Here is a 22,975-nt window from a genome sequence, read left to right as displayed (position 1 = left end):
GAAGTGAGACTATTATTTGACGGGAAGGGAGCTACGCAAGCTATCGGGCTCCACAAGTAACTGATCTGCGGTAATTTCGAAAATGTTGGCGAGTTTGCACAGGACCAGTAGCGACGGATTGCCCGTGCATCGTTCGATTTGACTGACGTAGGTACGATCCACCTCGGCCATGAGCGCCAATTGCTCTTGGGTAAGGTTCTTCAGGCGTCGCATCGAGCGGATATTTTCCGACAGTTGCAGACGAAGCTGTTCGTAGTCTTGAGTCATGCGCGCAAACTGCGCCTTGAGGGACTCTCAATCCACGGGATATAGTCTACATTGGCTCTGATTTGGGTCTTTTAGAGCTCAGGTGCCAGTAACAGCTCCGTTTCTATGATGCTCAGACCAGACGCAACATCAAAAATAAACAGAAATCTAAGGTGTGTATGGACGAAAACTACGTTTCAATTCCAGCGGCGGATGGTTGCCCAAGCCTTGTAACACCGTGGGGTAGCGAGTTTGCTTCCCTAATCGAACATGGCGTGCAATGCGCCCAGACATGGCTCGATACACCTAGTGAGATACCGCTGTGGTGGGAGCTGGCGCAGGCACGTAAAACCTGCCCTGCAGGAGACTGCCAAGATGCGTTCGAAGCCGGTTTTTTGCTGAGAATTCAACAGCGGCTTCGGGGCGCGTCAGCGTAACCGTGCGGCTCCAGTCCTGATGACATGGCTTGCGGCACAAAAATATGTTGGAAGGTATGGTTTCAGCCTCCATTCCTCTAGAATGGATACCTGACAGACGTAGCGTTGTCTGCGACAAACAGATTAGCTAGGATTCTGATAAGTGCAGATTCTGCACGCTCTGAGAACGTGGAGCGCGATATGAAAGCCGACCAAGTGTTGAGTGATGATCTGGTGAGCCGGCTGGAGGGTAAAATTCCAGCCATGGCTGAAGGCGCGATCAATACGGCCTATATCAACGCGCTGGCGGCCGGACGCAGCGTGATGGAAGTCATAGACGGCATGCTCGTTGAGACGACTGCCGATGGTAAGCACAAGGTTATTCGAGTGGCCAAGCCAAAGCATAAAGTGACCTTGGGCGGGGTTATCAAGGTTCACCGCTGCTCATGACCGTTCCTCGGTTGAGGGTGTTTGCCGGTCCTAACGGTTCCGGCAAAAGCACGATGAAAAGTGCCGTTCCCTCCCATCTGATTGGTATCTATATCAATCCGGATGAAATCGAAAAGGCTGCCAAAGAAGGCGGACGCCTGGAGTTCAGCGATTTTCAACTGGAAGTCGAAGGCGACGAGGTTCTCGGTTTTATCAAGGCGCACCGACTGATTCGATCGGCCCAGCTCGGTGAAGAGGCAACCAAAATAGGCTTCAGCAATAACGGCCTGAATTTCCAGTCCGTAGCGATGAACTCCTATTTTGCTTCCGTGCTCTCTGATTTTATCCGGCACAAGCTCCTCGAGGCCCAGCTGTCTTTCACCTTCGAAACGGTGATGTCCAGCGAGGACAAAATCGCTTTTATGCTCAAGGCAAGAGCGTTGGGGTATCGCACCTACCTCTATTTTGTGGCCACTGAAGACCCTGATATCAATATCAACCGGGTCAAGAACCGTGTTGCATCCGGCGGACATCCAGTTCCCACGGAAAAAATTATCCAGCGCTACGGTCGCTGTCTGAACCTATTGCCTGCGGCCATCGCGGCCTCGAACCGGGCTTATATCTTTGATAACTCGGGTGCTGATCTGGTGCTGCTCGCTGAGGTGACGGACGGAACTGACCTTGAGTTCAGAGCTGGTGAGGTCCCTGACTGGTTTATGCAGGCCTATGTGGAAAAGGTGTTCACGGATCTGCTACCGGATTGATCGAAACCTAGAATAAGCTCCGTTTCACTTAATTCCTCGCATCCTATCGATCCGTTCAGCTACCCGATACGCTGCTTCCAACTCTGACCAACCGTTCTCCTGCATCAATGTCCAACGTTCGGCTTTTTCCTCTGGCTCCGTCATGGCGAGGGCTAAGTAAAGACTGGGCGGCACGGCTCGAAACAATGTTTCAAGTTTCTTCGACAACACCACTCCTTCCGTGTATTTGCCTGGTTCCTTACTGGCGGACAGCAGCAAGGCTTTCTGTGCCGGCGTGAGTTTCTTGAACCGTGCGATCTCTTCGATTTCCGCGGGCGGCATGTTCAAACAAATCCACCACTCGATCATGTTGAGCATGGTCTGCGCCGCGGTGGGAAAGTCGGCAAGGTTTTGTGTCGCCAGCCAGAACCAAGCGCCGAGCTTGCGCCACATCTTCGTCCCCTTGACCACGAAGGGCGCCAGCAATGGGTTCTTGGTGATGATATGGCCCTCATCGGTGACCATGATAATCGGTCGGCCCAAGTACTGGTCGCGCTCGGCGAGGTTGTTCACGGTGTTCATCAGGGTGATGTAGCTGATGGACATCTGTGCCTCGTAGCCTTCGCGAGCGTAAGTGGCCAGGTCGACGATGGTCACATCACTCTCGGGCCAAGGCGTACCCTCGCGGTCGAACAGTTCCCCCTCGAACCCCTGGCAAAACAGGTCGATGGACTCGCCCATTTCCTGGGCTCGCTCACGACGCTTTTCTGGCAAGTGCGGGTCGGCGGCGACGCGCAGCAAGGCGTCGCGCACGTCGCGGGTCAGCACCTGACACCCCGCGGTGACGCAGGTCTGTGCCGCATCGAGAATGCTCTCGCGGATTAGACTGCGATCGGCTCGACTCAGGCGCGCCTCTTCCTTGGTTTCGCCGCCGGTGATCATCAGCCGGGCGGTGATTTCCAGTTCTCCGAGAACATCGCGCTGGTCTTCGCGACTGGTTATCAGCTCATCGTCCCACTCATCGATCGACAGACTCGCCACCTGATCCGGTTGCTCCACCAGGCGCCAAGCATCGGCGAACGGGGCGAGACTGACCGAGGCGCCAGGCTTTAATTGGACCTTGTTGACCGACAGGCCCTGTGTTGCGAAGTAGTCGCCCTGCAAGCCGAATGAGTTACCGGCCTCGACGATAAACAGGCGAGGGCGGTACACCGCCATGACCTGCATCAGCAGGGTGACGAGGGTCGCCGACTTGCCGGCACCGGTGGGGCCAAACAACAGCAGATGACCATTCATGGCCCGGTCCAGGCGTGACAACGGATCAAAACTCAACGGCGAGCCGCCACGATTGAACAGGGTGATGCCCGGGTGGCCGGTGCCCGTGCTGCGGCCCCAGACCGGAACCAGGTTCGCTAAGTGCTGGGCGAACATCAGGCGGGTGTACCAATTGCGCGTGTCGCGAGCCGGGTTGTAAACCATCGGCAACCAACGCAGGTAGCTGTTGCAGGCGGCGACTTCATCGCCCTCGCGTACGGGTTGCAGCCCCGCCCCCAGCAGCGCGTTGGCCAGGCTGACCGAGCGCTGGTGCAATTGCTGTTCATCGTGACCGCGTATGTAGAACGCCAATGTTCCTCGGTAAAGCTTGTGCTGGCGGCCTATGATCGCGCGAGCCTCTTCGACATCCTGACGAGTCTGGGTGGAGGCCAGGTTTTCTCCGATGGCTTTGCGCGCCAGTCGATTCAATTGATCCTCAAGTACATCCTGCGGTTTGACCACCAACGTTAGACTCATCACTGTACCTTCGGGTAACTGGTCGAGCAGTGCATTCAGCGCGTCACCTTTGCGGGTTTCTCCGGTGAGTTGACCAATCAAGGGCGCTCGGCGCAGCTTGTCTACCACCATGACCCGGTGAGGTTGATCGTCAAAAAGCCACAGTCCGTGCTGCACATCCGAACGCGGCTCATTGAAGAACAGCCGCTCGGCGAAGTCATGATCGAAGGGCAGATCCAGCGACCCATCGTCACCCGACTCCGGATAGGCTACGCGGCGGTAGAACTCCTCGGGTGCTTCATCAGTCAGCCTGGGCGCCGGATTGAACCAGGGCAACAACCAGGCATACAAACCGCGGCCATCGACTCGCGTTGATTGCACCCCGCACGCCTGCAGCGAAGCCGCGATACGTTCGCAAGCCTGTTGCAGGCATTGCACCGGGGTGAGCCCCGTCTCTCCAGAGTCAGACTCAAGCCAGCGATAGACCACCAGGCGCACCCGTCGGTTATTGCCACGCCAGGGAAGGCGCGTCACCACCTTATCCTCGAACAGCCCCCCGGGCTTGGCGATGGCTTTCAGATGACGACGGCTGAGCTCTAAATACGCCTCGGTGAAGACCGTGCCTCGCGCGCTGTCCTGAATATAATCGTTGAGCTGGGTCAGGTAGGGGGTGAAGTCGTTGTCATCCTGGCAGAAAAACTGCGCCACCCAAGGCGCTTGATCCAGCTCGTCAAAGCTATCCTGCAGGGCATCCTCAAGAGCATCTCGGGCCGCCATCAACCAATCCGGTTCGCGCCCTTCAGTGCCGATGGGCAGCAACTCGAACACCGCACCCACCGAGCGATTGTCATCGAGAAGGAAACACTGCTCGGTGTCGAGGTACTCGACCCACGGCAGGTGATCGGTGAAGCTGGGGTTGTGTGCATAGAGTGCGGCGTCATCGGCCAACGTGGCGCGAGGACGTAATGGGTTGCGCCAGGCTTTCCACGCGCCAGTGCGGTTACCCGAATCGCCGCTACGCATTACAAGTCTTCCTGACGTTCACCCGGCAATGCGTACTGCACACGTTGGTAGAACGGAAAGACGGTCGAGTAACCCGGGACCGGTGCCTGCTCGGTACCACTCAGATGCGGATACACGTACAGCACCAGATCGGGATTGGGCAGGCGAGGGAACAAATTGTGGATCTCGTTCGCTGCGGTGCGCGTATACGGTTTCTGGAGAGACACGGAGAAATCCGCCTGAGCGAGCGGGCGGCGTAGCTGCTGCCGAGCATCTAACAGTTGCTGCTGAGTGCCTTGCGAACCGGCGCCGTTCCAGATGTCCAGCATGGTTTGCTCGCCATGGGGCAGAAGCGTTTCTTTGTCGGTGGAACACCCTGCCATGCCCCAGCAGAACACGCTAATCCAGATTAGGTAGGGAGGCATGATCTTTTTCATGGCGAACACTCCGGCCCTTGGGCTCGTAGTCGATGGTGATTTCATGGTCGAGGTGCAACGCGACTTGGGCGGCCGGTGGCACGTATACGGCAGCAAAGGCTTCGCCATAGAGTTTGTTGATCCACTCACGGATGTCGCTGACCCCGCCACTGAGAATTGAATTCAGTGCGCTATTGCCACTGCTGCTGGAGACTCCGAAGGCAGTGCCGCCCGAACTGATCACGCTGCTGTTATTTTGCTCATTCCCGAGCAAGGCAGCGACGCCCGCGCCCGCCGCAGTGATCAAGCTCTGGCTACCGAGATACTGCTGGGCGTTCGAGCGGCGCTCGCCGGCAATGCAAGGAATGCCATATGGATCGGACAGGTAACCGAGTCCACCGCGTATTTTGTCGGTGTTTGAGCTCTGGGTGGTGGAGGCATTGCGGCTGGCTACCGACTTCGGCTGAGGCACCGTGCGGATTGTGCCGTCGGTAAACACAAAGGTGATCGACTCGACTTGTCCGCGGACACAAGACAGGGTCCAGTCGCCGGACGCCGTGCCGCTCATTACGGCGCCCGCGACGTCCGGCAGGTCGATGCCGTTGGCGGTCAGGTTCTCGGGGCCGACCAACACCTTGAAGGGGTAGGGATCATTCACTGTGCCGTCCACCGGGACTCGGCCGATCAGCGCGGTCATGGCGACCGAGCCCATCAGCGTGGCGTTTTCAGGAATGGTGTAGACCGGCTTCGCGCCTTCAGTACGGTCAACGGATCGCGTCAGGTCACGCTCCCCCTTGGTGACTGCGCGTAGCTGTTTCTGGCTACGATCAATGGCATTATCTTTCAAGCCTTCCAGTGAGTTGAAGGCGGTAGGCAGACTCAGTGCAGAGGAGGTCTTGGTGTTGCTTCGGGCGTCGGTGGACGGAGCATCCGAGGGTTCAATCCACTGCAGCGTATCATTGGCAGAATGCTGCCCTCCAAACTGCGCCCCGTCGCCCGACTCAAGCCCCAATCCGATCGGAATATCCTTGCCTTTGCCAGACAGCCCCGACAACTGTTCCTGCAATTGCGTCAACAGACCACGAGCCTGACGACTGTCTTGTTCTGCTTTGAGTCGGGCCTCGTTGGCCTGGCGGCGACCTTCGTCGACCTGCTGCGTTACACTGCCAAGCGCTGTCTGGATACGCGAATCGACACTGTTTTCCCGCTCGCGCAGGCGGTTGTTCTCCGTCTGCAGCGAATCGTTGTGTTTCTTCAAACCGAGCATGTCGCTGCGCATGGCCTTCACCTGGCCGACAAGAGTGGCGACCGTATCGCGTGGGGTGTCGCCAGCAATGCCGAGCGACTTGGCTTGCTCGGCGGATAACTGAAGATTGCTCTGATCAAACGGTTTCTCTGGAGATGAGCTGCTGCCACCCGCGACCCAGGTTTTCAGGATGATCAGCACCACGGCCAGCAGCGCAGCCGGTACCAGCCATTTGAGCAAGGCGTTAGCCTTCATCGTCAGCACCTCGCGCTACGGGCGGGAGCAGCACGGCGTGTTCGAGGCCAGCACCGTGGGTGACGAGGTAAGCAATCGTGGTGTCTTCAGCGCTGCCGACAGGCCCGAGGAACACATGCTGGAAGGCCGCGGCGAACAGCGTGGCCTGAAGCTGACGTGGGTCGAGCTGCAGAGTCTCCGAACCACGATTGCGTAACTTCACCGCCGTCACCCAGTAATCACCGAGTCGCCAGGCGGCGATGGGTGTGCTGGACACGTTTTCGGTCGGCAGCAGGGTCGGCGACTCGGTGCGCAGCTTGAGCGGGACGCGGCGTACACCGGGCAGGGACTCCACGGTGCGCAGAGGCGCGTACAGACTTTGCGCGGCGTAGCGCGTCAAAGCGATCGGGATCGGTGTACGTTGTGCAACAGGGGCGGCGCTCGATTCAACCTCGGTAGCCTGCGCCTGGGCATTCTTGAGAATACGCACGGGCTCCAGCGGTTGATCGCCAGGCGTGGCTGCAATGTCCAAGAGGATGATCTCGCCCGTCGCGACCGATTGCAGTTGCAGGCGGGTCGGGGCAATGGCTACCGACGCGCGCAGGTACAGTGTGCCACCGGTGGATTGCACGCGCAGCTTGCCCGTCAGCGTTGAGGGCACGCCGACTCGAACATCCTCATCGACAAAGACCACCCGCTCCTGATTGATCACCAGTGGGACCGCGAGGGGGAGGCGTTCCCAGTGCATCAGCTCGACGGCCTGTGCCGCGACTCCCCACAGCGTCAGTGCGACGGTGAGTCCCAGGGTAGACATCCGCTTCATGGCTCACCTCCAGGCAGTGAGATTTTTTGCGGCGTGCCCTGATAACAATCCAGTGCCAGCCCCCACTTATTGCGTTCGGGGTCCAGATCGAAACGCACCACGCGTAACGGATAACGCACCACTACCCGTTTCATCACCGGTTCGGCGGCGTAATACTCATCGGCGTTTAGGTCGAGGGCGACCAGCCAGCTGTCGCGATCGAGTTGCTTGACCCGCATTTCCGGATCTTCGCTGTAGCCTCGGCCCAGAATTTCGTAGACGCCACGCACCCGCTGGCGCAGCTCGCCGGCGGCCTTGCGGTACTCATAGTCGCCATCGAGAAAGGCCTTACAGGCGGGTGTCAGGTAGGACTGCAAACTGTAGATGGCGCGGCGGTAATCCTGCTCGCCATCCGAAGGCCAGCGGTTGAGCTGACCGAAGATGTACAGGGCGAAGGCATAGACATTCTCCGAGGGAATATCCCACCACTTGCGTGTGCTGCCTGAGCGCAGATCCGGGGGGACGTGCACGGTCAGATCGGTCGGTGCCGAGCGCCAGCCATACCAGAGTCCGACGCAGACCAGGGCGAGGATCATTACTGCCATACGCAGGCTGAAGATATGGGCCTGTTGGGCATCTACCTTGTTCCGAAATCGGCTCATGGCTGCCACCGGGGTAGGGCAGGGCGCAGTCGACGCGAACGGCGAACCGTCCAGGCGCCGGAGCGCAGGATCAGAATTCCGCGCCCCAGGCGCCAGCGGCTGACGAGTATCCATTCGAGTTTGCGGTACAACCAGGTCTCGGGCCGGGCCCGTTTGGCTCGGCGCAGTAATGTGCCACCGGCGAACAACACCAACGCCATGCTTGCGATCATGCTGGTCGGCGCCATTGCAATGGAGGCGGTGGCGATCGCCAGAGGAACGCCCAGCAGCAGGCCAATGACGGCGCCGGTGCCGAGCGCTACCCACATCTCATCATTGGTTAAACCGCGCAATACGGCGGGATCACGATTGAGTCGCTCGGGCAGAAAGACCAAGGTGCCGTCGGCAAGGCGTTCGATAGTGTCGTTCATGTCGACCTCACAGAATCGCGGCGGCCTTGGTCAGGAACCAGATGATGATCACCACCAGCAGGGCTCCAATGCCGACTACGGCGCCGAGGTCTTTCCAGGTCTTGCGCTGGTTCTGCACGTCGGCATAGACGGTCAGGGAATGCCAAGCCACACCGAGAAAAGCGAGAAGGGCGATTAGCAGACCGAGCAGGATCCCGCCGTCGTAGGCGTAGTTTTTAATTGTCTCGATCAACCCGGAGCCTTCGCCCCGCGAAGGGGCTTCCATGGTCGGGAGCTCGGCAAACGCTAGGCTTGGACCGAGCACCAGCAACAGACCGATCAGGCGCTGACTGGCACGATCACGCAGGTTGTTTTTCAAGGGGGCAAGGCACTTGAGCATGACGGTGATCTCCTGGATTAGGACAGGGTGAAAAACATCAGTACGAGCAGCGCGAGCAAGACGCGCGCGGCGCTGCCGCCGAAGGCTCCAAAGCGCACGCTCCCGGTGGCCCAACCCCGGTAGGCCGTCCACATCACCCAGGCGCACCAAAGCAAAGCCAGAACGAGAACCAGGGACAACCACAGTGTCGAACTGCTCTGCGGTGCGAAGCCGGAGGCGTCTTTAAAAGCTGCTGTCTGCGCGTCGGTCATGCTCATGGCGAAGGTTCCTCGGGCAGAGCGTCGAGGTAGTAATCACCGACCAGTTCACCAGGATCTCGAGGTTGAGCGCGGGAGGGTGACAGATAGCCCTGCACACCTTGACGAATGCGTTGGATGTCTTGAATTAGGCGGAGATAGTCAAAGCGATAGCGTGCGGACTCATTTGGTGTATTGGTTGTGTTTGCGCGACTTACAAGATGCTCTGTAATCTCAAGCTGTTTTTGAATGAGCACCATCTCAATCTGGTCCTGACTAGATGCTGCATTGGCACAGCTGGACGCTAGCAACAGTACGGAAATCAGAGGGCGGAGGATAAAGGGAGTAGGCATGGCGATTGGCTCTGGATTCTCACGTGCAGGATTGTGAAAATGACCAGCTAAATCCCTGAGAAAACTGAAGAAGAGACAATCGTTTTTGGTGGCGATTGACCTCTTGGGTATTCTTGTCTGTATGGTCCACATACGTAACGACGGTAAGGTTGTACCGAGGGGCTACCCCTCAGTTCTGAACATGAGGTTGGATTTTGGGGGGCAGTTTGATGCAATGGCTTTATCTGTTTATAAAACCGTATTATTGGATATCTTTCATCGCTTCTTATGGTGTGGCGCAGAACCTCGAAGGGATCGGGTGGTTTGGTTATTTTAATAATATATACGAGCCAGGCATACCGTACCCGTTGTTGAATCTTAGTCCCGTCGTTGGCGTCAAAACAATTTCTTTGTTTTTTTTCACGTTCTTTGTTTGGTTGGCCTTTATATTTGTTAGAGGGGCTTATGTTTTAGGGCGTAAGTCGGGCATGGTGGGCTTGTTAATGGTGCTTTTTCCTGGGGTCTTGTCACTGGCTGGGGTCTCACCGAGTTGGTGGTTGCTTATTCCTGAAGAGTTTCATCTGGGGGCGGGATATATTGGTGGGTTCTGGAGTAGTGGAATAAACTTTATAATCTCCCTTCGTCTCTGGGTGGTCAATTGCTTTAATTGTAGCTAACTTTTTTAAGAGTCCGAAATTTAAACATGGCTATGACCATCTGTGGTGCATGTTAAGTCTAGTGGGTTGCATGTACTTGGTGGTTGATTCTCAAGCAAAATCTGATCGGGAGCAGATGTTAGATACTAATAAGCTGCTGGGTGACTACTTGCAGTTTTATAAGGCTCGGTATCAGAGCTTGACAGAAAGCTGTCTATCGGATACCTCTTTTTCAGCGGCCGAAAATGCAGTCTGCAAAACCGCTTTCAAGGTATATTCAATACTATCGTTTAATAGTGTCGGGGATGAGCCAGAATTGAGAAGATATGGAGATTCCTGGTTGCAATCATTACCGGGTCCCAATGCCATCGCCAGAATAAATTCTTATTTTTGCTCTCATGCCAATGTCAGCGGCGTGTGCCGTGAAACGCCCTCCCATTTAATGGTAAACAGTCAGGAGTTTGGAAGCAAAGATTATATCCCGCTGCCTGCCCATGGGGATCGGGTCGGTAAACTCTATGAGAGGCTGGGAAAATTAGTCGATAAAGTTAAGCTGAGTCACGAACATGAAAATTTAAAATATTTTCTATTTTGTATTATTTCTTTTCTTGCAGGCGGCAAAGCTGCAACAGCTTCATTGTCAATAATTGGTGAGGGTAACATGAAGTCGCGCTCGTGGTTGTTAAGATCAATGAGGGTGTTGTTTTTTAAGTGGTGGTTTTTCATAAAGCTGAGGAATCGCTAAGTGGAATGTTATTCTGGTTTTAGGCTTTCCTTAAATTATTTTGGTTAATTTGGATAGGGGGTGGTGAGTTATTTAATTAATATTAAAGATATTTGATTTTGTTAAATGTATTTTTTGAATGTTGTTGTCGTCAGGGCCGTGGCTGCGCCGAGCATGACGGAGCAAGGAAGAAAAATGGCCATTGGGTTGAGTGTGATGGGTAATGATAGGTAAATGATCCAAGGCAGAATAAATAGCGGCACCACAGTCCGTTTTGCGCGATGGTAAACAAAGCTACTTTCCCGACCTGCACCAAATTTGCGCAGGTCACGGCGTATCAAACCATCGACAAAACCAGTGAGCATGGTCAGCAAGAACAGTGGCGTGGCCAGTACCAGAATGGTCAGGCGCACCACGAAGGTAAAGGTGACATACACCGCTGCCAACACGAAATCCTCAATGCTTACGTAGAGCTGGTTGGTCCATCCCCAGATGCCGTTGCCCTGGCTTGACGCGCGCGTCTGCCGGGCAAAATCCGCAAAGCCAGTCTTGACCAACAGCCAATGATTTAGGAAGTCCAGTACTTGAACAATTGTCTGTCCGGGTTGTTGGAGGATGAGAGAGGATTTGAAGTGCTCACTGAGCCATTCCAATTCGCTATTGAACATGGCTTGGCTGTGTCGCCAACCCTGATCGCCCCAGAACAGTAGCAAACCGGCGAACTCGACGAGGATCGAAAACAGCAACGAGGCGATCAGCAAACCGATGATGCGCATTACCAGGCTGATCGTGGAGATGATCAGTCCTGGACGCTGGATCGGTTGTGGTGGCGTGTTCTGAGCGGAAGTCGCCATCGTTCACTCCATAACGCGCTGCAGAGCTGATGTGGGCATTACATCTTCTGGACCGTTTTCTGCTGAATCGAAACCTGTGGCGGGGGAGAGCTAACCCACCTGATCCAGATCGAAGTTGGTAGTTGGGCCGCCACCACTAGCACTCCACCACTGCCCCGCCTGCTCGTTGTAGGCCGCCCGCATCCGCTGAGTGAGTTCCTGTAGATCCTTGGGCATGGCATCGTCGTTGGAGGGTTTCGGCAACGGCATGCGGACCTTCCAGAGCTGACCACCAGCCTGGAAGGAAAACATTTGCCCCTTGGGCAAACTGACAATGTGAGCAGGCTCGATCAGCGGCACGCTGGTGCTGCTGACACGGTCCTGTGAGGACGAGGTGAAGTCGGTATTGGCCTCAGGATCGGAGGTGTCGGTAGCACCCGACACCAGCGTCTTGGTCAGCACGTTGACCTTTGGCAACTGCTGGGTGAGTAATTCAGCGGTGGCGGTCTCGCGCACCCGCAGCATCTGCAAGGTGTTGAAATTGCCGATTACCTGGCCAGCCTTGGCGCGGTTGCCGATACGTGCTTCGATATCGCTGAGGGTCTGGGTGTAGGCGGTTACCTGGATACCAGCACCGCCGCCCTTATTGATCAAAGGAATGAATTCATCGCCCATCAACTCGTTGAACTCATCGGCGTGCAGGTTTATTGGCAGTTTGTCACTGCTCCTGCCTGACTGAGGCAGGCCGTGGTCGATGCCATGTTTATAGATGTGACCCGCAACCGAGACCAAGTCGGCGAACATGGAGTTGCCAACAGCGGCGGCCACCTCGGCGTCGGTCAGCGCATCCAGACCGACGTAGACGATGCCGCGTTTTCGGATGATCTGCATCCAGTCGAAGATCGGACGTGGGTCGTCCAGATCAGTGTAGTTAGGGGCCAGTAACTGAGCAGTTTTGCCGGTGGTGAGTTTCTCCAGCAGTGGCAGCAGCGAAGCAACGATTTTGTCGAAGTAAGTACGGTCATATCGGACCGCTGAACGCAGTCCGTCCATTACCGGATCAAATACCCGCTTCACCGCCAGGTACTGTTCGATGGCCACTACCCGCTTTTCGCGTCCCACCATATGCCGGGGGATGTTCTTCTCGGTGAGTTTGCCTTCAAGCTGAACGATCACCTCCCACGCTTTCGGGTCGGTCTTAGCGAAAAACTGCTGGGCGTACTCGATGAACAGTGCATCGATGTTGACCACGTGCCGTTGGATCTGCAGGTAGTCCGGACGCCTGCCCAACTCGATCAAAGCCCGGGCAATGATGTTGACGAAACGCCAGGCGAATTCACGAAAGGCCGCCGAGTTGCCTTCACCGCTGAGCTGCCCGGCGATGCGCGACGCCACTTCCGAAATGCGCCCGAAACGTCCTACGGCGTTGTAACGCGCTGATATCTCTGGCCAGCCTAGATGGAAAACATAGAATTCCTTTTCCCGACCGGCGCGTTTGGCTTCGACGTACATGCGTTTGAGCAGGTCGGCATCACCCTTCGGATCGAAAACGATGACCACCTCATGTTCGACGCGGTGAATGTCCTGGGTGATGTACACCTCGGCGAGTCGCGTCTTGCCGACACGAGTAGTGCCCAGCACCAAGGTGTGTCCGACCCGTTCGCCCAGCGGCAGACTGACTTCCGTTTCGTCGGGCTCGACCCCATGCAACAGCGGCGAGCCACCGACGGGGGGCAAAGGGCGTAATGGATTGAAGGCACTGTCCCAGGCAGTGATACGCGCCAGTGTCGAGAGTGGAAACGGTGCGTGCTCCAGGCGCCGTTCGAGTCCACGTGCCAGGCGGTAGTGGGTCGGTTGGTCAACATAGTGAGCGACCGCCGGATCCTGGGCCTCGACCAAGCGCTGGGTGTGCAGACGGGTCCAACGGAAGCCTCGGCCCATGAACAGACGTTTTCGGCTGACCGGAATCTGCCGACTTGTCAGCTCGTAGCGGGGCAGCCGACGGATATTGCGCCGATAGCGCAACACCTTCCAGGCCTGTCGCAGGCGGGTCAAGCCGAACAGGGCATAGGCCAGCGCCGCAACCTGACCGATCTCGGGTGACAGCGCCACCGCCCAGGGTGAGTACACGCACAGCACTGCGGCGGCGACGCAGATCGCTACGGTGTACAGCTCCACCGCTGGCCGGAGCTTGGACTCCATCGCATGCTCGGCCATGACCTGACTCACTGTTCCAATGAGGTGGCGGTGATCAATATGGGGTAGTGCTCAATCTGCAGGCGGGTGGCGATGTCGTTGCCGTTGACCGGCAGGATGGTGATGCTCGGAGCGGCTGCTCGAATCCGGGCCAGGGCTTCAGCATTGGCCACTTCGACAGCGAGGCCCGCCGCGCCAATTTCCTGCAGTTCAGCCGCGTGTTGACGCAGCCAAGCCAGCGACTGGGGATCGTCACCGACCAGGAAAAATGGCTGCAAACCAGCCATGTTCAGGGCGCGGGGAGTGATCTGGCCGGGGCTCAGCCGAGAACTGCTGATCGGTAATATCCAGTTCTCATTGGCAAACCTCGACAGGTCTGCATGCACGGCCCGGGAAGCCTGAATTCTGTTATTTATGGACAGGTCCGTGGCCTGGAAACGGGATTGGGTGAGGTCGCCAGCCGGATCCCTGGCTACGATTGGTTTCGCCTGGGCTACAGGTGCTAAGAACAGTATGAAATAACAGGTAAGGAATATTTGCTTCATGGCGGTGTGCCCTGTTTGACGGAAACCAGCAACCGTACGAGTTGCTTGGAAAATCCAGCGCGATAACGCGCCGCCGGCGCTCCTCCTGCTGGGCGGTGATAGCGTCCGGCAGCTGACACCCAGTCACCAGTGGCGGCGTGATGCTCCTGCAGCAGCGCGGCGGTGACGGCGAGATTTCGGTAGGGGTCGAGGGCCTCGCAGGGACTGGAAAAATTTTGTCCGTGATAACCCAGATTGGTTTGCCCGAGACCGACATCGACCCGCTTGGCGTGATGTCGGGCGAGTGCCTGAAGCAAAGCGTGACAGGCGGCCTGGTGAGTGGCGAAGCGGTAGGGCGTTCCGGCGATGTTCAAGGTCCACGGCCAGGGCAGCAGTCGGCCACGGATGCGGGTCCCACTCTCCTGCAGCGCAATCGCGAACAGCACCGTAGAAGGGATGCCGGCGTCATTCGCCGCCAGTTGATAGGCCGGAGGCGGAAGTTCGTCAGCCTGGACGGCGAGCACCGTCAGCATGAGCGCAATACCACTCAGTCGATGCGTTGCCATTGTCCGTTCACCTGTTGAAATGTGGCGGGCAATGGCCCCGGAGCACCCAGGCTGAACCAGCGACCACGGTCATGGTTCAGGGTGATCTGCCGACGTTGAACCTTGGCCGGGTCGATGTCCGCTTGCCGAGCCCAGCGACGGACGCGTTCATCCTCGCCTTGGCTGCCCACCAGGTAAATATCGAACGTGGTGTCACTGTTTTGCAAACGTTGTGCTTCAGCGGTGCACGCCGGGCAGTGGTCCTCCACAAACAAGGCTGGGCGCGGCGCGACCGATGAACTGGTAGGGGACGAAGATGCCATGCCTTGGATCGGCAGCAGTCCGGGAAACAGCTTGGCCCAGGCCGCCGTGTAAGCGTTTTGGTAGGCCAACTCGCGCTCGGCGCGTTTGGCTTCCAGCGCTACCTGTAGTTCGGCATAGCGCTGGCGCTCTGGGTCGGTCTGGGCTTCAACCCCAAGTGCGGTCAACGGATCGAGGTTTGGGCTCCAGAAACCGCGTGGGCCGGCTTGGATCTGTTCGAAGCGCGTCCACTCCTGCTCGGTCAGGCCCCAGCTCGCCGCCTGTTCAGAGTCAGAGCGCCCCAAGGGCGCGACCTGCGTGTTCTGGTTCTGTGACGGTGTCGTGACGGGGTTACCCATCGCAACGCCCATGGCCAGTAGCGAAGCGATACAGACGGCGGAGGGCAGTAGCGCTCTGTTCATGATCACTTCTCAAGGGAGGTACACGATCTGGTCTGGCTGAGCGGCCACCGCGAAGATGGCTGCGTTCGGCTCCAGCACTTTCAGGCTCCAGGCGCCGAACTGCTCGCCGCTATGCAGCAGCTGAACATCCACAAGCGAGCGACTGTCAGGAGGTGCGACCGTCAGAAAACGCTCGCCGCCGCGGTACTCGATACTCAACACTGAGAACGGTGGAGAGAGCGTAAAGGGCTTGCGGCGAGCGGTCTTTTTCGGTTTGGCCGCGGAAGAAGTAGATGGTGGGAGTGATGGCTGGGTCTTGAGCTCCAGAAGCTGCTGCTCGATCTGCTCAAGACGTGCACGTAGCGCTGTCAGATCTGCCACGGTGGCGCGGTCTGCCAGACCGTCGCGCAGTTCCTGTATTTCTTGCGCCCATTGATCCAACATCGGATCGAGGGTATTGGCCTGTAGCTCACCGGTATCGACCATCTGCTTCAGGTCTTTCAGTGCGTACTGTAGTTTTTCCTGAGCATCCTTGAGGGTGCTTGAATCACGCTGCAAGGTGTCCAGGGTTTGCCGGTATTGCGTGTCCGTGTCCTGCAGTTCGGCCATGCGCTGATATTGGTTATACAAACCACCGCTCAGACCGGCGACTGAGAGGCAAAGCGATCCAATGATGAGGATTTGAAACGTCGAGGCTCTCATGATCGCGCCTCCGACTGATGAGGCAAGACGGGTGTGGTCAGTGCGACACCGTCCTTCGTTTTCTGCTGTTCGAAGCAGATCGAACGGTTGACTTCATCGGTTTTGAGTTGCCAGGCGGGGCCAGCCAGCACTTGTAGCGCGCTGCGCAAGGGGATTGGACCCAGCCGGTAATGGGCCGCAGGCAGGGGCCGAGTAAAAAGCACTTTCACCGCTGCGGTATCGGGACACAGCGAATAGCCCGAGCGCTGCAATACGTACTGCAACGCATCCTGCACCGAAGGATTCAGGTTGGATGGGATACTCACATCGATGATTTGGGCGAGAAGATCGCGTTGTTCCGTGGTGGGCTCGGTGCTGACCAGCGTATAGCGGCCATAACGAAGTTCTGTCGGATGGCTTTCTTCGGCTGTGCCCCCCGAGTGCTGGGCCTGATTGGAGCCACTGTCGATTTCTGAATGGGGCTGCATCGGGGTGGGGGTTTGCGCAGTGCAGGCACTCAACAAACCCAGCAGGCAAATAGGCGTTAAAATGCGCTCCATGGAAAAACCTCATGTCAGATTCAGTGCAGAACCTGACATGGATAAAGGAGCCATTCAGTGAGAAAGTTGATTCAAGGCGAGTCGTGTTAACGCTGAAGACCCTGCTACTCATCAAAAATGGCTAGCCCATCCAAGACGGCAGCGTCGGGATCGAAAATCAACAACCTCACATCCGCCAACGCCGCCAGATACAGTACGTTGACCAGGGCTTCCGGCGTACCGGCGTCGAGCTGCTCTTGCCTTAGCGACGAGTAAGGACTGCCCTCGATCTTCATCAGGTTCTCGTCGGTCCAGGGCGTGCCGATCAGCTTACACCCGATGCCATTGCAGTCTGTCAGGGCAAAGGGCTCAAACAGAAGTCCGGTTGGTCTGGAGTCGACATTGCCAACCCGGCTTTCCAGGTGGCGCAGTGCTTCGTCAGTGAGGTGCGCGGTACTGATTTCCCAGGCTCGACTGTAGTGTCCTGTGTCGAAGCTCAAACGATGGACCATGGCTTGGGCTTCTTCCAGAGAGTACAGGTCACCGACGTGATGTCGCTCGTTGAGCATTTCACCATTCACGGCGTAGATCACTTGGCGCACCAGCCCGGTGGATTGGCAACGTTCATCCAACTCATCCGGAATCAGTTGGTCTTCGCTGATTATGGCGAAATCATCGCAGAACAGGCAGGGGAACAGTTCTAGCGCATCGTCGGGCAGATGAGCTTGTGAGTCGTGTACGGAGCGAAGGCAGGGAGGGCAGTCGTTCGCGTAGGTGATCAGCAGCAGCCGTTCGATAGATAGATTGTCATAGCCGCGAACGAATGGGTTTGAGGCCCCCAGCATCGCTGGGGCTTGGGTAGTGGATTTCATGACTATTCTCCAAGATGAAAATGAACAAGGCGCCCGAAGGCGCCTGTAAGGGTTAAAGCCAACCGTATTCGGCAAGAGAAAGTGGGCGACCTTCACCAACGATGAAGTGATCCAGTACGTGAACCTCGATCAAGGCCAAGGCCTCTTTCAACCGTGCGGTCAAGACGCGGTCTGCCTGGCTGGGTTCTGTACATCCCGAAGGGTGGTTGTGAACAAAAATGACGGCTGCTGCGTTATGCGCTAAGGAGCGCTTGACGACTTGGCGGGAGTAAACGCTGGCGCCATCGATGCTCCCGTGAAAGAGGATCTCGAATGCCAGAACGCGATGGCGGGCATCGAGAAACATCACACCGAAAACCTCATGCTCTTGAGGTGCAACATGCAGTTTTAGGTATGAGGCCACGGCGTCAGGTGACGTCAGGCTGGGGCCGCGGGTGAACAGTCGTCGATCCAGAATGTGCAGCGCTTCGTCGATCAGCTGGTTTTCTAGGACGATACGATCAGCCTCGATATTCGAGGTTTCGATGAGGGTGAGTTGGGTGCTCATGGGATACCTCCGAAGGGAACAATCTGGGGGTACACACCCAAGGGGAGTGTTGTCCCCAAGGTGGATATAGAGTGACGGGCATTGCCCGATGACGCGCTGTTTACAGCTGAGTGAATCGGTGGCGTTGTCCGTTCAGGTGTGAATCACAACTGTTGCAGGGCAATGGGGAGTAGGTTCTTATTCCACGGCCAGTTTCGGGATCGAAGTCGGCACTGATGGGCATTAGCCGAACCAGCCCACGATGGAGACCGGCGATGCGTTCCTCGACCTCATCCGTCGTGTAATAGAGCGATAACGTGCTGTAGTCCTCGTAAGCCGCAGCGAACAGGCAATCGTCGCAAAGCCAGAAGGATTCCATATTGGTTCTCCTGTGCTGATTGAAAAAAAGGCGCTCGATTGAGCGCCTTGATGTAAACATCGTGGATTGTTCAGGCGGGCTGAACAGTACGGGTGGCGACACGGCGGGCCGTGCGGGGAGTGGGTACAGATTCAGGCTCAATCCTGGACTCTGTTGGGTTGTCGGTATCCTCAGCTTCGGCATCAGCCGACGTTGGGGATGGCTCACTGTTTGGCGCTTGCTCAGCAGATGCTGTTGCCTCCTGCCTGGCAGGCGCTTTGTACTCGAACGTGCCATTGACTTTGATCCAGTCGATGTACAGCAGACGACCTTTCAGGCTGGCGCCCGGCTGGCCTTGTTTAGCGCCTTTCTCATAGAGAAATGGGTCGATCCACAGGTCGCCGATACGGAACGACAGCAAGACCTTTTTCTCGGCATTGACGGCGTCCATATAGAGGCGAATCAAACGTTCAGCTTCGCCGCCAGCGACCTTGCAGTCGAAGCGGGTGTACTCGACTGCATCAGTGGCGCCATGCAGAGCCGCGATATCGCAGGCCATGAACGGCTGGCCGCGGCGGACTTGTACCTCGCGTACACGGTTGAGGTAGCCGATACCGACGGTGTGCAGATTGAAGTAAGTGGTCGCTTCTTGGGATTGGTTGGCGTAGGCCATGGTGATTCTCCTTTCAAGGGAAACGGCGACGCACAGCCCCTGACGGGGAAGTGAGCCCCGTCAGGGTGGGTAAGATGAAGGCAAGCGATGAACGACACGGCACCGGCAAGCCGATGACGATCAGAACGGTGCGCTTGAGAATAGTGATGCAGCAGAAAACGATCCGCAGTCGTGGTCTGCGGATTTGGGGTAGTGGGCATTCATCACCGCTGAAGCGGTAATCGTGCGAGCCTCCGAATGCTGATCGCACTTGGGTAAACCACCACAAGCGTGGCGTAGCCTTAAAGGTTCAAGCTACCTGGGCTGGGCTGTCAACGACAGCGAACCACACCCTTTGTATAAGCCTGTCATAGGGGAGCGTCAAGACGCCGCAAGCCGGTTTTTTATGGTCGGAATACAGTGGAAATTACTGGACTGAAGAAAGTGAAGAGTGGGCCTGACGGGGTGCCAGGCGGGGAATAGAAAAGCCACCTTAGGCAGTCTGACGCAGTCGACAAGCTCCTCGCAAAACTTGATTTAACTGCGCCATGATCCGCCAACCGACCCTTGTCGTGGCCTGGGTCGGAACACGCTGGCACGCATCCGCGCACAAAGGGTGCCCAGTGTTTCCCCGGCGGGCTCCGGGACTGAATGCGATCGCCGTAGCGGATGACCGCTGATGCCTGGCAGAGGCAACAGTGGTCATCCGCCACCACGATCAGGTCGAGCACAAAACGGGAACGGAATTCCGCAGAAGAGAAGGCTCCGAACTCAAGGAGTCCGACCGAGCTACCCGGAGCGAATCGGTCTTGGGTCGCCGTAAGCGATGATCCTGAGGCACTACAGCAGAGCGGGTGTGACGACGTCAAGCCAGTGGGCGAAGAGGTTATTTGCTACTGAGGTGAGCGGCCAGCTGTTCGACGGTCGTCAGGATAAAGGCACGGTCGCTTTCTTGAAGGCCGCTCAGTAGTCCCGCGATCATCTGGCCCTGGTCGTTGGGACGATTGCTCGACTCCGTCAGCAGTTCATCCATCCGGCAGTCGAAGATGTCCGCCAGTTGCATCAGCTTGACCACGGAAAGCTCCACCACACCCCGCTCAAGGCGCGAAATGGCTTCGCTGCCGATCCCCAAGCGTTCAGCCACTTCTTCCTGGGTCAGATTACGCTGAGTGCGGTGCTTCGCGATCATGCGTCCGATTTGGGCTTGGGTTGGATGTTTATATGCCAAGTGATGAGTTCTCCAATTCAACCCGAATGGTTGAGCAAAGACCCATTGACATGAACATCCTTAACGGTTGAGTATCGACTTATAGGGTTGTTATAGTGACCGAAATTGCTGTTTGTCGCGACGTGACATCTATTCCTCCAGGGATCAGAGCCCGAAGTGACCAGTGAGACTGAGCGGTCTGATAGGGCCAAACGGAGGCAGGGTTGAGCATGGATGAGCAGCGCGAGGACGTCATGGACCCGATCTGGGATCGAACACTGGAGCTGTTCATCAAGATCCATGATTGCCCTGATAACCCCGCACACCTCGACAGCCTTGTTCATTGGCTCAACGAAGATCCTGCTCACCTGAAAGCGTTCAACGAACTGGGGCAGATATGGATCGCGACAGGCATCGCTTTGGCTCGTGAAATCGGACAACCGCTAATGGACTTGGAGAAAGATCAGCCTCCATTGATGACGCACTGACCCGGTACATCCACTCCAAGATTTTGGTGATCACCAATGATGTGTCATGGGTGTCGCCTACCTTTGCTGATCGGCAGAGTACCTTTGCAGTCCGGGTAGTGGGCGCATGTCCAGAACGGTCCTGATTTTCCCTTCCGCCCTGAGCATTGATGCGTTGCAAATGGGGCAGCCAGGCCCGGCTTCGACCGGTACCGACAAGGTAAGCGCTCCGCAGTTCGCGATCAGCTGCGTAATCCAGTGCGCCTGCTTGGCAACGAATGCATCCAGGGTCAGGCGTCCCGCTTCGATTTCATCCAGAGCTTGCTCCCAGATCGCTGTCATACCCGGATCTGCGACTGCTGCGGGTACCGCTTCGATCAGGGTATGGGCCGCTGCGGAGGCCGTTAATGCACGTTTTTTCTTCAGCAAGTAACCGCGATCAATCAACCCCTTGATGATGCCGGCTCGCGTGGCTTCGGTGCCGATACCGGTGGTATCTCGAAGTTTCTGTTTCAGGCGTGGGTCGTTGACCAGCTTGGCGACGTTTTTCATCGCCTTAATTAGATCGCCCTCGGTGAGCGATTTGGGCGCAGCGGTGCGCATGGATTTGAGTTCAACGTCGTCCACTGCGCACTCGGTACCCTGTTGCAGGATGGGCAACACCTGGGACTTATGACTGGGTTCATCGTCTTCGGGGTTGTCGGAGAGCAAGCCTTTCCAGCCTTGGACGACGATCTGTTTGCCAACCGCAGTCAAACGCTCGGCGCCGCACTCCAGTTCGACCTCGGTTCGATCAAACTCGTGATGCGGCAGAAATTGCACGAGGTAGTGGCTACGAATCAGTTCGTAGACGTGGCGTTCTTGTTCGGACATCCGCACAAGGTTTGCCGGCTCGGTGGTGGGAATGATGCCGTGGTGCGCGGTGACTTTGGCATCGTTCCATACGCGGGAGCGCAATGATCGATCGAGGCTCCCGAATGCCGATCTGAGTGCAGGATCCGTTTTGAGCAGGGCATCGAGTACCGCAGGTGCCTCGTTGAACATACTCTCTGGCAAATAGCGGCAATCGCTGCGCGGGTAGGTGGTGGCTTTGTGGGTTTCATACAGGGCTTGGGCAATATTCAGGGTTTCCTGAGCGCCGAGTCCCAACTTGCGTGAACAGACTTCTTGCAATGTGCTCAGGTCGAAGGGCAGGGGTGGCGTTTCGCGGAAATGCTCAGTCTGCAGCGAGACTACGGTGGCGGTCTTGCTGCTAGAAATCGCTTGGACGGTCTGACTGGCAAGCGCCTGCTGCAGGCAGCGACCGGCTTCGTCACGTCCCGAACTTGGCGGTATCCACGATGCGATGAATGGCTGTCCCATTGAAGACAGGTGCACATTCACTACCCAATACGGCACAGAGGCGAAGCTGGCAATCGCGCGGTCTCGTTCAACCACCAAGCGCAAAGTGGGCGTTTGGACGCGTCCAACTGACAACACGCCGTCGTAACCTGCTCGCCGACCGAGAAGGGTAAACAGACGGCTGAGGTTCATGCCGATCAGCCAGTCGGCGCGGCTGCGTGCGAGGGCTGAGTGATAAAGCGGGAAGGTCTCTTGACCGGATTTCAGCGTGGACAAGGCTTTGCGAATCGACGCCTCGTTAAGTGCGGACAACCAGAGGCGCTGAACGGGGCCTTGATAGTTGCAGAGCTCCAATAACTCGCGGGCAATCATTTCACCTTCGCGATCAGCGTCGGTGGCGATCACCACGGTGGTAGCTTCACTGAGTAGGCGTTTAATGACTTTGAACTGTGCGGCAGTCTTGGGTTTGACCTCAACCTGCCACTGCGCGGGAATGATTGGCAAATGATCCAACGACCAACTCTTGAACTGCTCACCATAAGCTTCAGGTGGGGCTGTCTCTAGCAGGTGACCGACACACCAGGTGACGGTGGAGTCGGGTCCGATCAGGCAACCATCACCACGCCGAATGGCCCTGAGTATTTTGGCGATGTCCCGGCCCTGGGAAGGCTTTTCGCATAGAAAGAGGCGCATAGAACTGCTCCGGATTGAGTTCAGCGCAGCGTTGTTGGAAATAGCGGTGGCGAGATACGAGAAACCTGAATGGCAGGTTCCTCATATTAGTCGGTGAGTGCAGCTTTGGATGGGCCGAGACTGCTACCTTGGTGTAG

Annotated in this window: 28 protein-coding genes and 1 pseudogene; 6 read left to right on the top strand and 23 right to left on the bottom strand. The window is 56.9% G+C overall.

The window, feature by feature from the left end:
• Window positions 1–12 precede the first annotated feature (12 nt).
• On the bottom strand, window positions 13–267 hold the full coding sequence (locus tag QF045_RS20160) for a helix-turn-helix domain-containing protein (protein ID WP_306493709.1): 255 nt from the start codon (window positions 265–267) through the stop codon (window positions 13–15).
• A gap of 158 nt (window positions 268–425) precedes the next feature.
• On the opposite strand from QF045_RS20160, the gene QF045_RS20155 reads away from it, so the two are divergent.
• From QF045_RS20155 to QF045_RS20145, 3 genes are all read left to right on the top strand, one after another.
• Complete coding sequence (locus QF045_RS20155) at window positions 426–683, top strand: LasR-specific antiactivator QslA (protein ID WP_306493708.1); 258 nt, start codon at window positions 426–428, stop codon at window positions 681–683.
• Window positions 684–863: 180 nt separating this feature from the next.
• The gene (locus QF045_RS20150; RefSeq protein WP_306493707.1) at window positions 864–1,112 is read left to right on the top strand and encodes a hypothetical protein; all 249 of its coding nucleotides are present in this window, start codon (window positions 864–866) and stop codon (window positions 1,110–1,112) included.
• Window positions 1,109–1,855 carry a zeta toxin family protein gene (locus tag QF045_RS20145; protein ID WP_306493706.1) on the top strand — a complete coding sequence of 249 codons (747 nt, stop codon included), beginning with the start codon at window positions 1,109–1,111 and terminating at the stop codon, window positions 1,853–1,855. The genes QF045_RS20150 and QF045_RS20145 overlap by 4 nt, the downstream gene beginning before the upstream one ends.
• Before the next feature lie 24 nt (window positions 1,856–1,879).
• Here the strand turns inward: QF045_RS20145 and QF045_RS20140 are convergent, their stop codons facing one another.
• Genes QF045_RS20140 through QF045_RS20100 form a run of 9 tightly spaced genes read right to left on the bottom strand, consistent with a single transcriptional unit; the run spans window position 1,880 to window position 9,344 of the window.
• Window positions 1,880–4,627 carry a conjugative transfer ATPase gene (locus tag QF045_RS20140; protein ID WP_306493705.1) on the bottom strand — a complete coding sequence of 916 codons (2,748 nt, stop codon included), beginning with the start codon at window positions 4,625–4,627 and terminating at the stop codon, window positions 1,880–1,882.
• Window positions 4,627–5,043: a TIGR03751 family conjugal transfer lipoprotein gene (locus QF045_RS20135; RefSeq protein WP_306493704.1), complete on the bottom strand. Its 417-nt coding sequence runs from the start codon at window positions 5,041–5,043 to the stop codon at window positions 4,627–4,629. The genes QF045_RS20140 and QF045_RS20135 overlap by 1 nt, the downstream gene beginning before the upstream one ends.
• Window positions 5,006–6,523 carry a TIGR03752 family integrating conjugative element protein gene (locus QF045_RS20130; RefSeq protein ID WP_306493703.1) on the bottom strand — a complete coding sequence of 506 codons (1,518 nt, stop codon included), beginning with the start codon at window positions 6,521–6,523 and terminating at the stop codon, window positions 5,006–5,008. Before QF045_RS20130 ends, QF045_RS20135 begins: the two co-directional genes overlap by 38 nt.
• On the bottom strand, window positions 6,513–7,325 hold the full coding sequence (locus QF045_RS20125) for a TIGR03749 family integrating conjugative element protein (RefSeq protein ID WP_306493702.1): 813 nt from the start codon (window positions 7,323–7,325) through the stop codon (window positions 6,513–6,515). The genes QF045_RS20130 and QF045_RS20125 overlap by 11 nt, the downstream gene beginning before the upstream one ends.
• Entirely contained in the window at window positions 7,322–7,966 is a 645-nt protein-coding gene (locus tag QF045_RS20120; RefSeq protein ID WP_306493701.1) for a PFL_4703 family integrating conjugative element protein, read from the bottom strand. The genes QF045_RS20125 and QF045_RS20120 overlap by 4 nt, the downstream gene beginning before the upstream one ends.
• Window positions 7,963–8,376 carry a TIGR03750 family conjugal transfer protein gene (locus tag QF045_RS20115; RefSeq protein ID WP_306493700.1) on the bottom strand — a complete coding sequence of 138 codons (414 nt, stop codon included), beginning with the start codon at window positions 8,374–8,376 and terminating at the stop codon, window positions 7,963–7,965. The genes QF045_RS20120 and QF045_RS20115 overlap by 4 nt, the downstream gene beginning before the upstream one ends.
• 7 nt (window positions 8,377–8,383) lie before the next feature.
• Entirely contained in the window at window positions 8,384–8,755 is a 372-nt protein-coding gene (locus QF045_RS20110; RefSeq protein ID WP_060738069.1) for a TIGR03745 family integrating conjugative element membrane protein, read from the bottom strand.
• A gap of 17 nt (window positions 8,756–8,772) precedes the next feature.
• Window positions 8,773–9,012, bottom strand: coding sequence for a TIGR03758 family integrating conjugative element protein (locus tag QF045_RS20105; protein ID WP_306493699.1), 240 nt, complete (start codon window positions 9,010–9,012; stop codon window positions 8,773–8,775).
• Entirely contained in the window at window positions 9,009–9,344 is a 336-nt protein-coding gene (locus QF045_RS20100; RefSeq protein ID WP_306493698.1) for an RAQPRD family integrative conjugative element protein, read from the bottom strand. The genes QF045_RS20105 and QF045_RS20100 overlap by 4 nt, the downstream gene beginning before the upstream one ends.
• Window positions 9,345–9,553: 209 nt before the next feature.
• Between QF045_RS20100 and QF045_RS20095 the strand changes: the two genes are divergently transcribed.
• Both QF045_RS20095 and QF045_RS20090 read left to right on the top strand, forming a co-directional pair.
• A complete protein-coding gene (locus QF045_RS20095; protein WP_306493697.1) occupies window positions 9,554–10,000 on the top strand; it encodes a hypothetical protein in 447 nt (148 codons plus the stop codon).
• Window positions 10,001–10,070: 70 nt separating this feature from the next.
• Entirely contained in the window at window positions 10,071–10,724 is a 654-nt protein-coding gene (locus tag QF045_RS20090; RefSeq protein WP_306493696.1) for a hypothetical protein, read from the top strand.
• A 101-nt stretch (window positions 10,725–10,825) separates the two neighbouring features.
• On the opposite strand, the gene QF045_RS20085 is transcribed toward QF045_RS20090, so the two are convergent.
• From QF045_RS20085 to QF045_RS20030, 12 genes are all read right to left on the bottom strand, one after another.
• Window positions 10,826–11,557 (bottom strand): TIGR03747 family integrating conjugative element membrane protein, encoded by a 732-nt coding sequence (locus QF045_RS20085; protein WP_306493695.1) that lies wholly within the window; start codon window positions 11,555–11,557, stop codon window positions 10,826–10,828.
• A gap of 90 nt (window positions 11,558–11,647) precedes the next feature.
• Window positions 11,648–13,753, bottom strand: a complete 2,106-nt coding sequence (gene traD, locus QF045_RS20080) for a type IV conjugative transfer system coupling protein TraD (RefSeq protein ID WP_306493694.1) — start codon at window positions 13,751–13,753, stop codon at window positions 11,648–11,650.
• Window positions 13,754–13,761: 8 nt separating this feature from the next.
• Window positions 13,762–14,277, bottom strand: coding sequence for an integrating conjugative element protein (locus QF045_RS20075; protein WP_306493693.1), 516 nt, complete (start codon window positions 14,275–14,277; stop codon window positions 13,762–13,764).
• Window positions 14,274–14,822 (bottom strand): lytic transglycosylase, encoded by a 549-nt coding sequence (locus tag QF045_RS20070; RefSeq protein WP_306493692.1) that lies wholly within the window; start codon window positions 14,820–14,822, stop codon window positions 14,274–14,276. Before QF045_RS20070 ends, QF045_RS20075 begins: the two co-directional genes overlap by 4 nt.
• Window positions 14,804–15,523, bottom strand: a complete 720-nt coding sequence (locus QF045_RS20065; protein ID WP_306493691.1) for a TIGR03759 family integrating conjugative element protein — start codon at window positions 15,521–15,523, stop codon at window positions 14,804–14,806. Before QF045_RS20065 ends, QF045_RS20070 begins: the two co-directional genes overlap by 19 nt.
• 9 nt (window positions 15,524–15,532) lie before the next feature.
• Window positions 15,533–16,204, bottom strand: a complete 672-nt coding sequence (locus QF045_RS20060; RefSeq protein WP_306493690.1) for a chemotaxis protein — start codon at window positions 16,202–16,204, stop codon at window positions 15,533–15,535.
• Window positions 16,201–16,743 carry a PilL N-terminal domain-containing protein gene (locus QF045_RS20055; RefSeq protein ID WP_306493689.1) on the bottom strand — a complete coding sequence of 181 codons (543 nt, stop codon included), beginning with the start codon at window positions 16,741–16,743 and terminating at the stop codon, window positions 16,201–16,203. Before QF045_RS20055 ends, QF045_RS20060 begins: the two co-directional genes overlap by 4 nt.
• A 104-nt stretch (window positions 16,744–16,847) precedes the next feature.
• Window positions 16,848–17,594 (bottom strand): ABC transporter substrate-binding protein, encoded by a 747-nt coding sequence (locus QF045_RS20050; protein WP_306493688.1) that lies wholly within the window; start codon window positions 17,592–17,594, stop codon window positions 16,848–16,850.
• A gap of 52 nt (window positions 17,595–17,646) precedes the next feature.
• Window positions 17,647–18,141: a JAB domain-containing protein gene (locus tag QF045_RS20045; RefSeq protein ID WP_306493687.1), complete on the bottom strand. Its 495-nt coding sequence runs from the start codon at window positions 18,139–18,141 to the stop codon at window positions 17,647–17,649.
• Window positions 18,142–18,241: 100 nt separating this feature from the next.
• Window positions 18,242–18,499 (bottom strand): hypothetical protein, encoded by a 258-nt coding sequence (locus QF045_RS20040; protein ID WP_306493686.1) that lies wholly within the window; start codon window positions 18,497–18,499, stop codon window positions 18,242–18,244.
• Window positions 18,500–18,569: 70 nt separating this feature from the next.
• Window positions 18,570–19,151 carry an STY4534 family ICE replication protein gene (locus QF045_RS20035; protein WP_306493685.1) on the bottom strand — a complete coding sequence of 194 codons (582 nt, stop codon included), beginning with the start codon at window positions 19,149–19,151 and terminating at the stop codon, window positions 18,570–18,572.
• An 865-nt stretch (window positions 19,152–20,016) separates the two neighbouring features.
• Window positions 20,017–20,358, bottom strand: a complete 342-nt coding sequence (locus QF045_RS20030) for a helix-turn-helix domain-containing protein (protein ID WP_047882646.1) — start codon at window positions 20,356–20,358, stop codon at window positions 20,017–20,019.
• Window positions 20,359–20,567: 209 nt separating this feature from the next.
• Here QF045_RS20030 and QF045_RS20025 point away from each other — a divergent pair, with 209 nt between their 5' ends.
• A complete protein-coding gene (locus QF045_RS20025) occupies window positions 20,568–20,825 on the top strand; it encodes a hypothetical protein (RefSeq protein ID WP_306493684.1) in 258 nt (85 codons plus the stop codon).
• 44 nt (window positions 20,826–20,869) lie between these two features.
• Here QF045_RS20025 and QF045_RS20020 read toward each other — a convergent pair.
• Window positions 20,870–22,838 (bottom strand): annotated as a pseudogene (locus tag QF045_RS20020) (DNA topoisomerase III).
• Window positions 22,839–22,975 lie beyond the last annotated feature (137 nt).

Origin of the sequence: Pseudomonas sp. W4I3 (assembly GCF_030816195.1) — a bacterium.
In the GTDB taxonomy this organism is placed as follows: Bacteria; Pseudomonadota; Gammaproteobacteria; order Pseudomonadales; family Pseudomonadaceae; genus Aquipseudomonas.
This window is presented reverse-complemented; position numbering and strand designations above follow the sequence as displayed.

Coding starts and splice junctions, on each gene's coding strand:
- QF045_RS20045 (WP_306493687.1), bottom strand. CDS start 18,141: ATGAGCACCCAACTCACCCTCATCGAAACCTCGAATATCGAGGCTGAT.
- QF045_RS20035 (WP_306493685.1), bottom strand. CDS start 19,151: ATGGCCTACGCCAACCAATCCCAAGAAGCGACCACTTACTTCAATCTG.
- QF045_RS20140 (WP_306493705.1), bottom strand. CDS start 4,627: ATGCGTAGCGGCGATTCGGGTAACCGCACTGGCGCGTGGAAAGCCTGG.
- QF045_RS20160 (WP_306493709.1), bottom strand. CDS start 267: ATGACTCAAGACTACGAACAGCTTCGTCTGCAACTGTCGGAAAATATC.
- QF045_RS20055 (WP_306493689.1), bottom strand. CDS start 16,743: ATGGAGCGCATTTTAACGCCTATTTGCCTGCTGGGTTTGTTGAGTGCC.
- QF045_RS20130 (WP_306493703.1), bottom strand. CDS start 6,523: ATGAAGGCTAACGCCTTGCTCAAATGGCTGGTACCGGCTGCGCTGCTG.
- QF045_RS20125 (WP_306493702.1), bottom strand. CDS start 7,325: ATGAAGCGGATGTCTACCCTGGGACTCACCGTCGCACTGACGCTGTGG.
- QF045_RS20120 (WP_306493701.1), bottom strand. CDS start 7,966: ATGAGCCGATTTCGGAACAAGGTAGATGCCCAACAGGCCCATATCTTC.
- QF045_RS20095 (WP_306493697.1), top strand. CDS start 9,554: ATGCAATGGCTTTATCTGTTTATAAAACCGTATTATTGGATATCTTTC.
- QF045_RS20150 (WP_306493707.1), top strand. CDS start 864: ATGAAAGCCGACCAAGTGTTGAGTGATGATCTGGTGAGCCGGCTGGAG.
- QF045_RS20115 (WP_306493700.1), bottom strand. CDS start 8,376: ATGAACGACACTATCGAACGCCTTGCCGACGGCACCTTGGTCTTTCTG.
- QF045_RS20085 (WP_306493695.1), bottom strand. CDS start 11,557: ATGGCGACTTCCGCTCAGAACACGCCACCACAACCGATCCAGCGTCCA.
- QF045_RS20060 (WP_306493690.1), bottom strand. CDS start 16,204: ATGAGAGCCTCGACGTTTCAAATCCTCATCATTGGATCGCTTTGCCTC.
- QF045_RS20040 (WP_306493686.1), bottom strand. CDS start 18,499: ATGGAATCCTTCTGGCTTTGCGACGATTGCCTGTTCGCTGCGGCTTAC.
- QF045_RS20050 (WP_306493688.1), bottom strand. CDS start 17,594: ATGAAATCCACTACCCAAGCCCCAGCGATGCTGGGGGCCTCAAACCCA.
- QF045_RS20105 (WP_306493699.1), bottom strand. CDS start 9,012: ATGAGCATGACCGACGCGCAGACAGCAGCTTTTAAAGACGCCTCCGGC.
- QF045_RS20075 (WP_306493693.1), bottom strand. CDS start 14,277: ATGAAGCAAATATTCCTTACCTGTTATTTCATACTGTTCTTAGCACCT.
- QF045_RS20145 (WP_306493706.1), top strand. CDS start 1,109: ATGACCGTTCCTCGGTTGAGGGTGTTTGCCGGTCCTAACGGTTCCGGC.
- QF045_RS20110 (WP_060738069.1), bottom strand. CDS start 8,755: ATGCTCAAGTGCCTTGCCCCCTTGAAAAACAACCTGCGTGATCGTGCC.
- QF045_RS20070 (WP_306493692.1), bottom strand. CDS start 14,822: ATGGCAACGCATCGACTGAGTGGTATTGCGCTCATGCTGACGGTGCTC.
- QF045_RS20025 (WP_306493684.1), top strand. CDS start 20,568: ATGGATGAGCAGCGCGAGGACGTCATGGACCCGATCTGGGATCGAACA.
- QF045_RS20100 (WP_306493698.1), bottom strand. CDS start 9,344: ATGCCTACTCCCTTTATCCTCCGCCCTCTGATTTCCGTACTGTTGCTA.
- QF045_RS20065 (WP_306493691.1), bottom strand. CDS start 15,523: ATGAACAGAGCGCTACTGCCCTCCGCCGTCTGTATCGCTTCGCTACTG.
- QF045_RS20155 (WP_306493708.1), top strand. CDS start 426: ATGGACGAAAACTACGTTTCAATTCCAGCGGCGGATGGTTGCCCAAGC.
- QF045_RS20135 (WP_306493704.1), bottom strand. CDS start 5,043: ATGAAAAAGATCATGCCTCCCTACCTAATCTGGATTAGCGTGTTCTGC.
- traD (WP_306493694.1), bottom strand. CDS start 13,753: ATGGCCGAGCATGCGATGGAGTCCAAGCTCCGGCCAGCGGTGGAGCTG.
- QF045_RS20090 (WP_306493696.1), top strand. CDS start 10,071: ATGTACTTGGTGGTTGATTCTCAAGCAAAATCTGATCGGGAGCAGATG.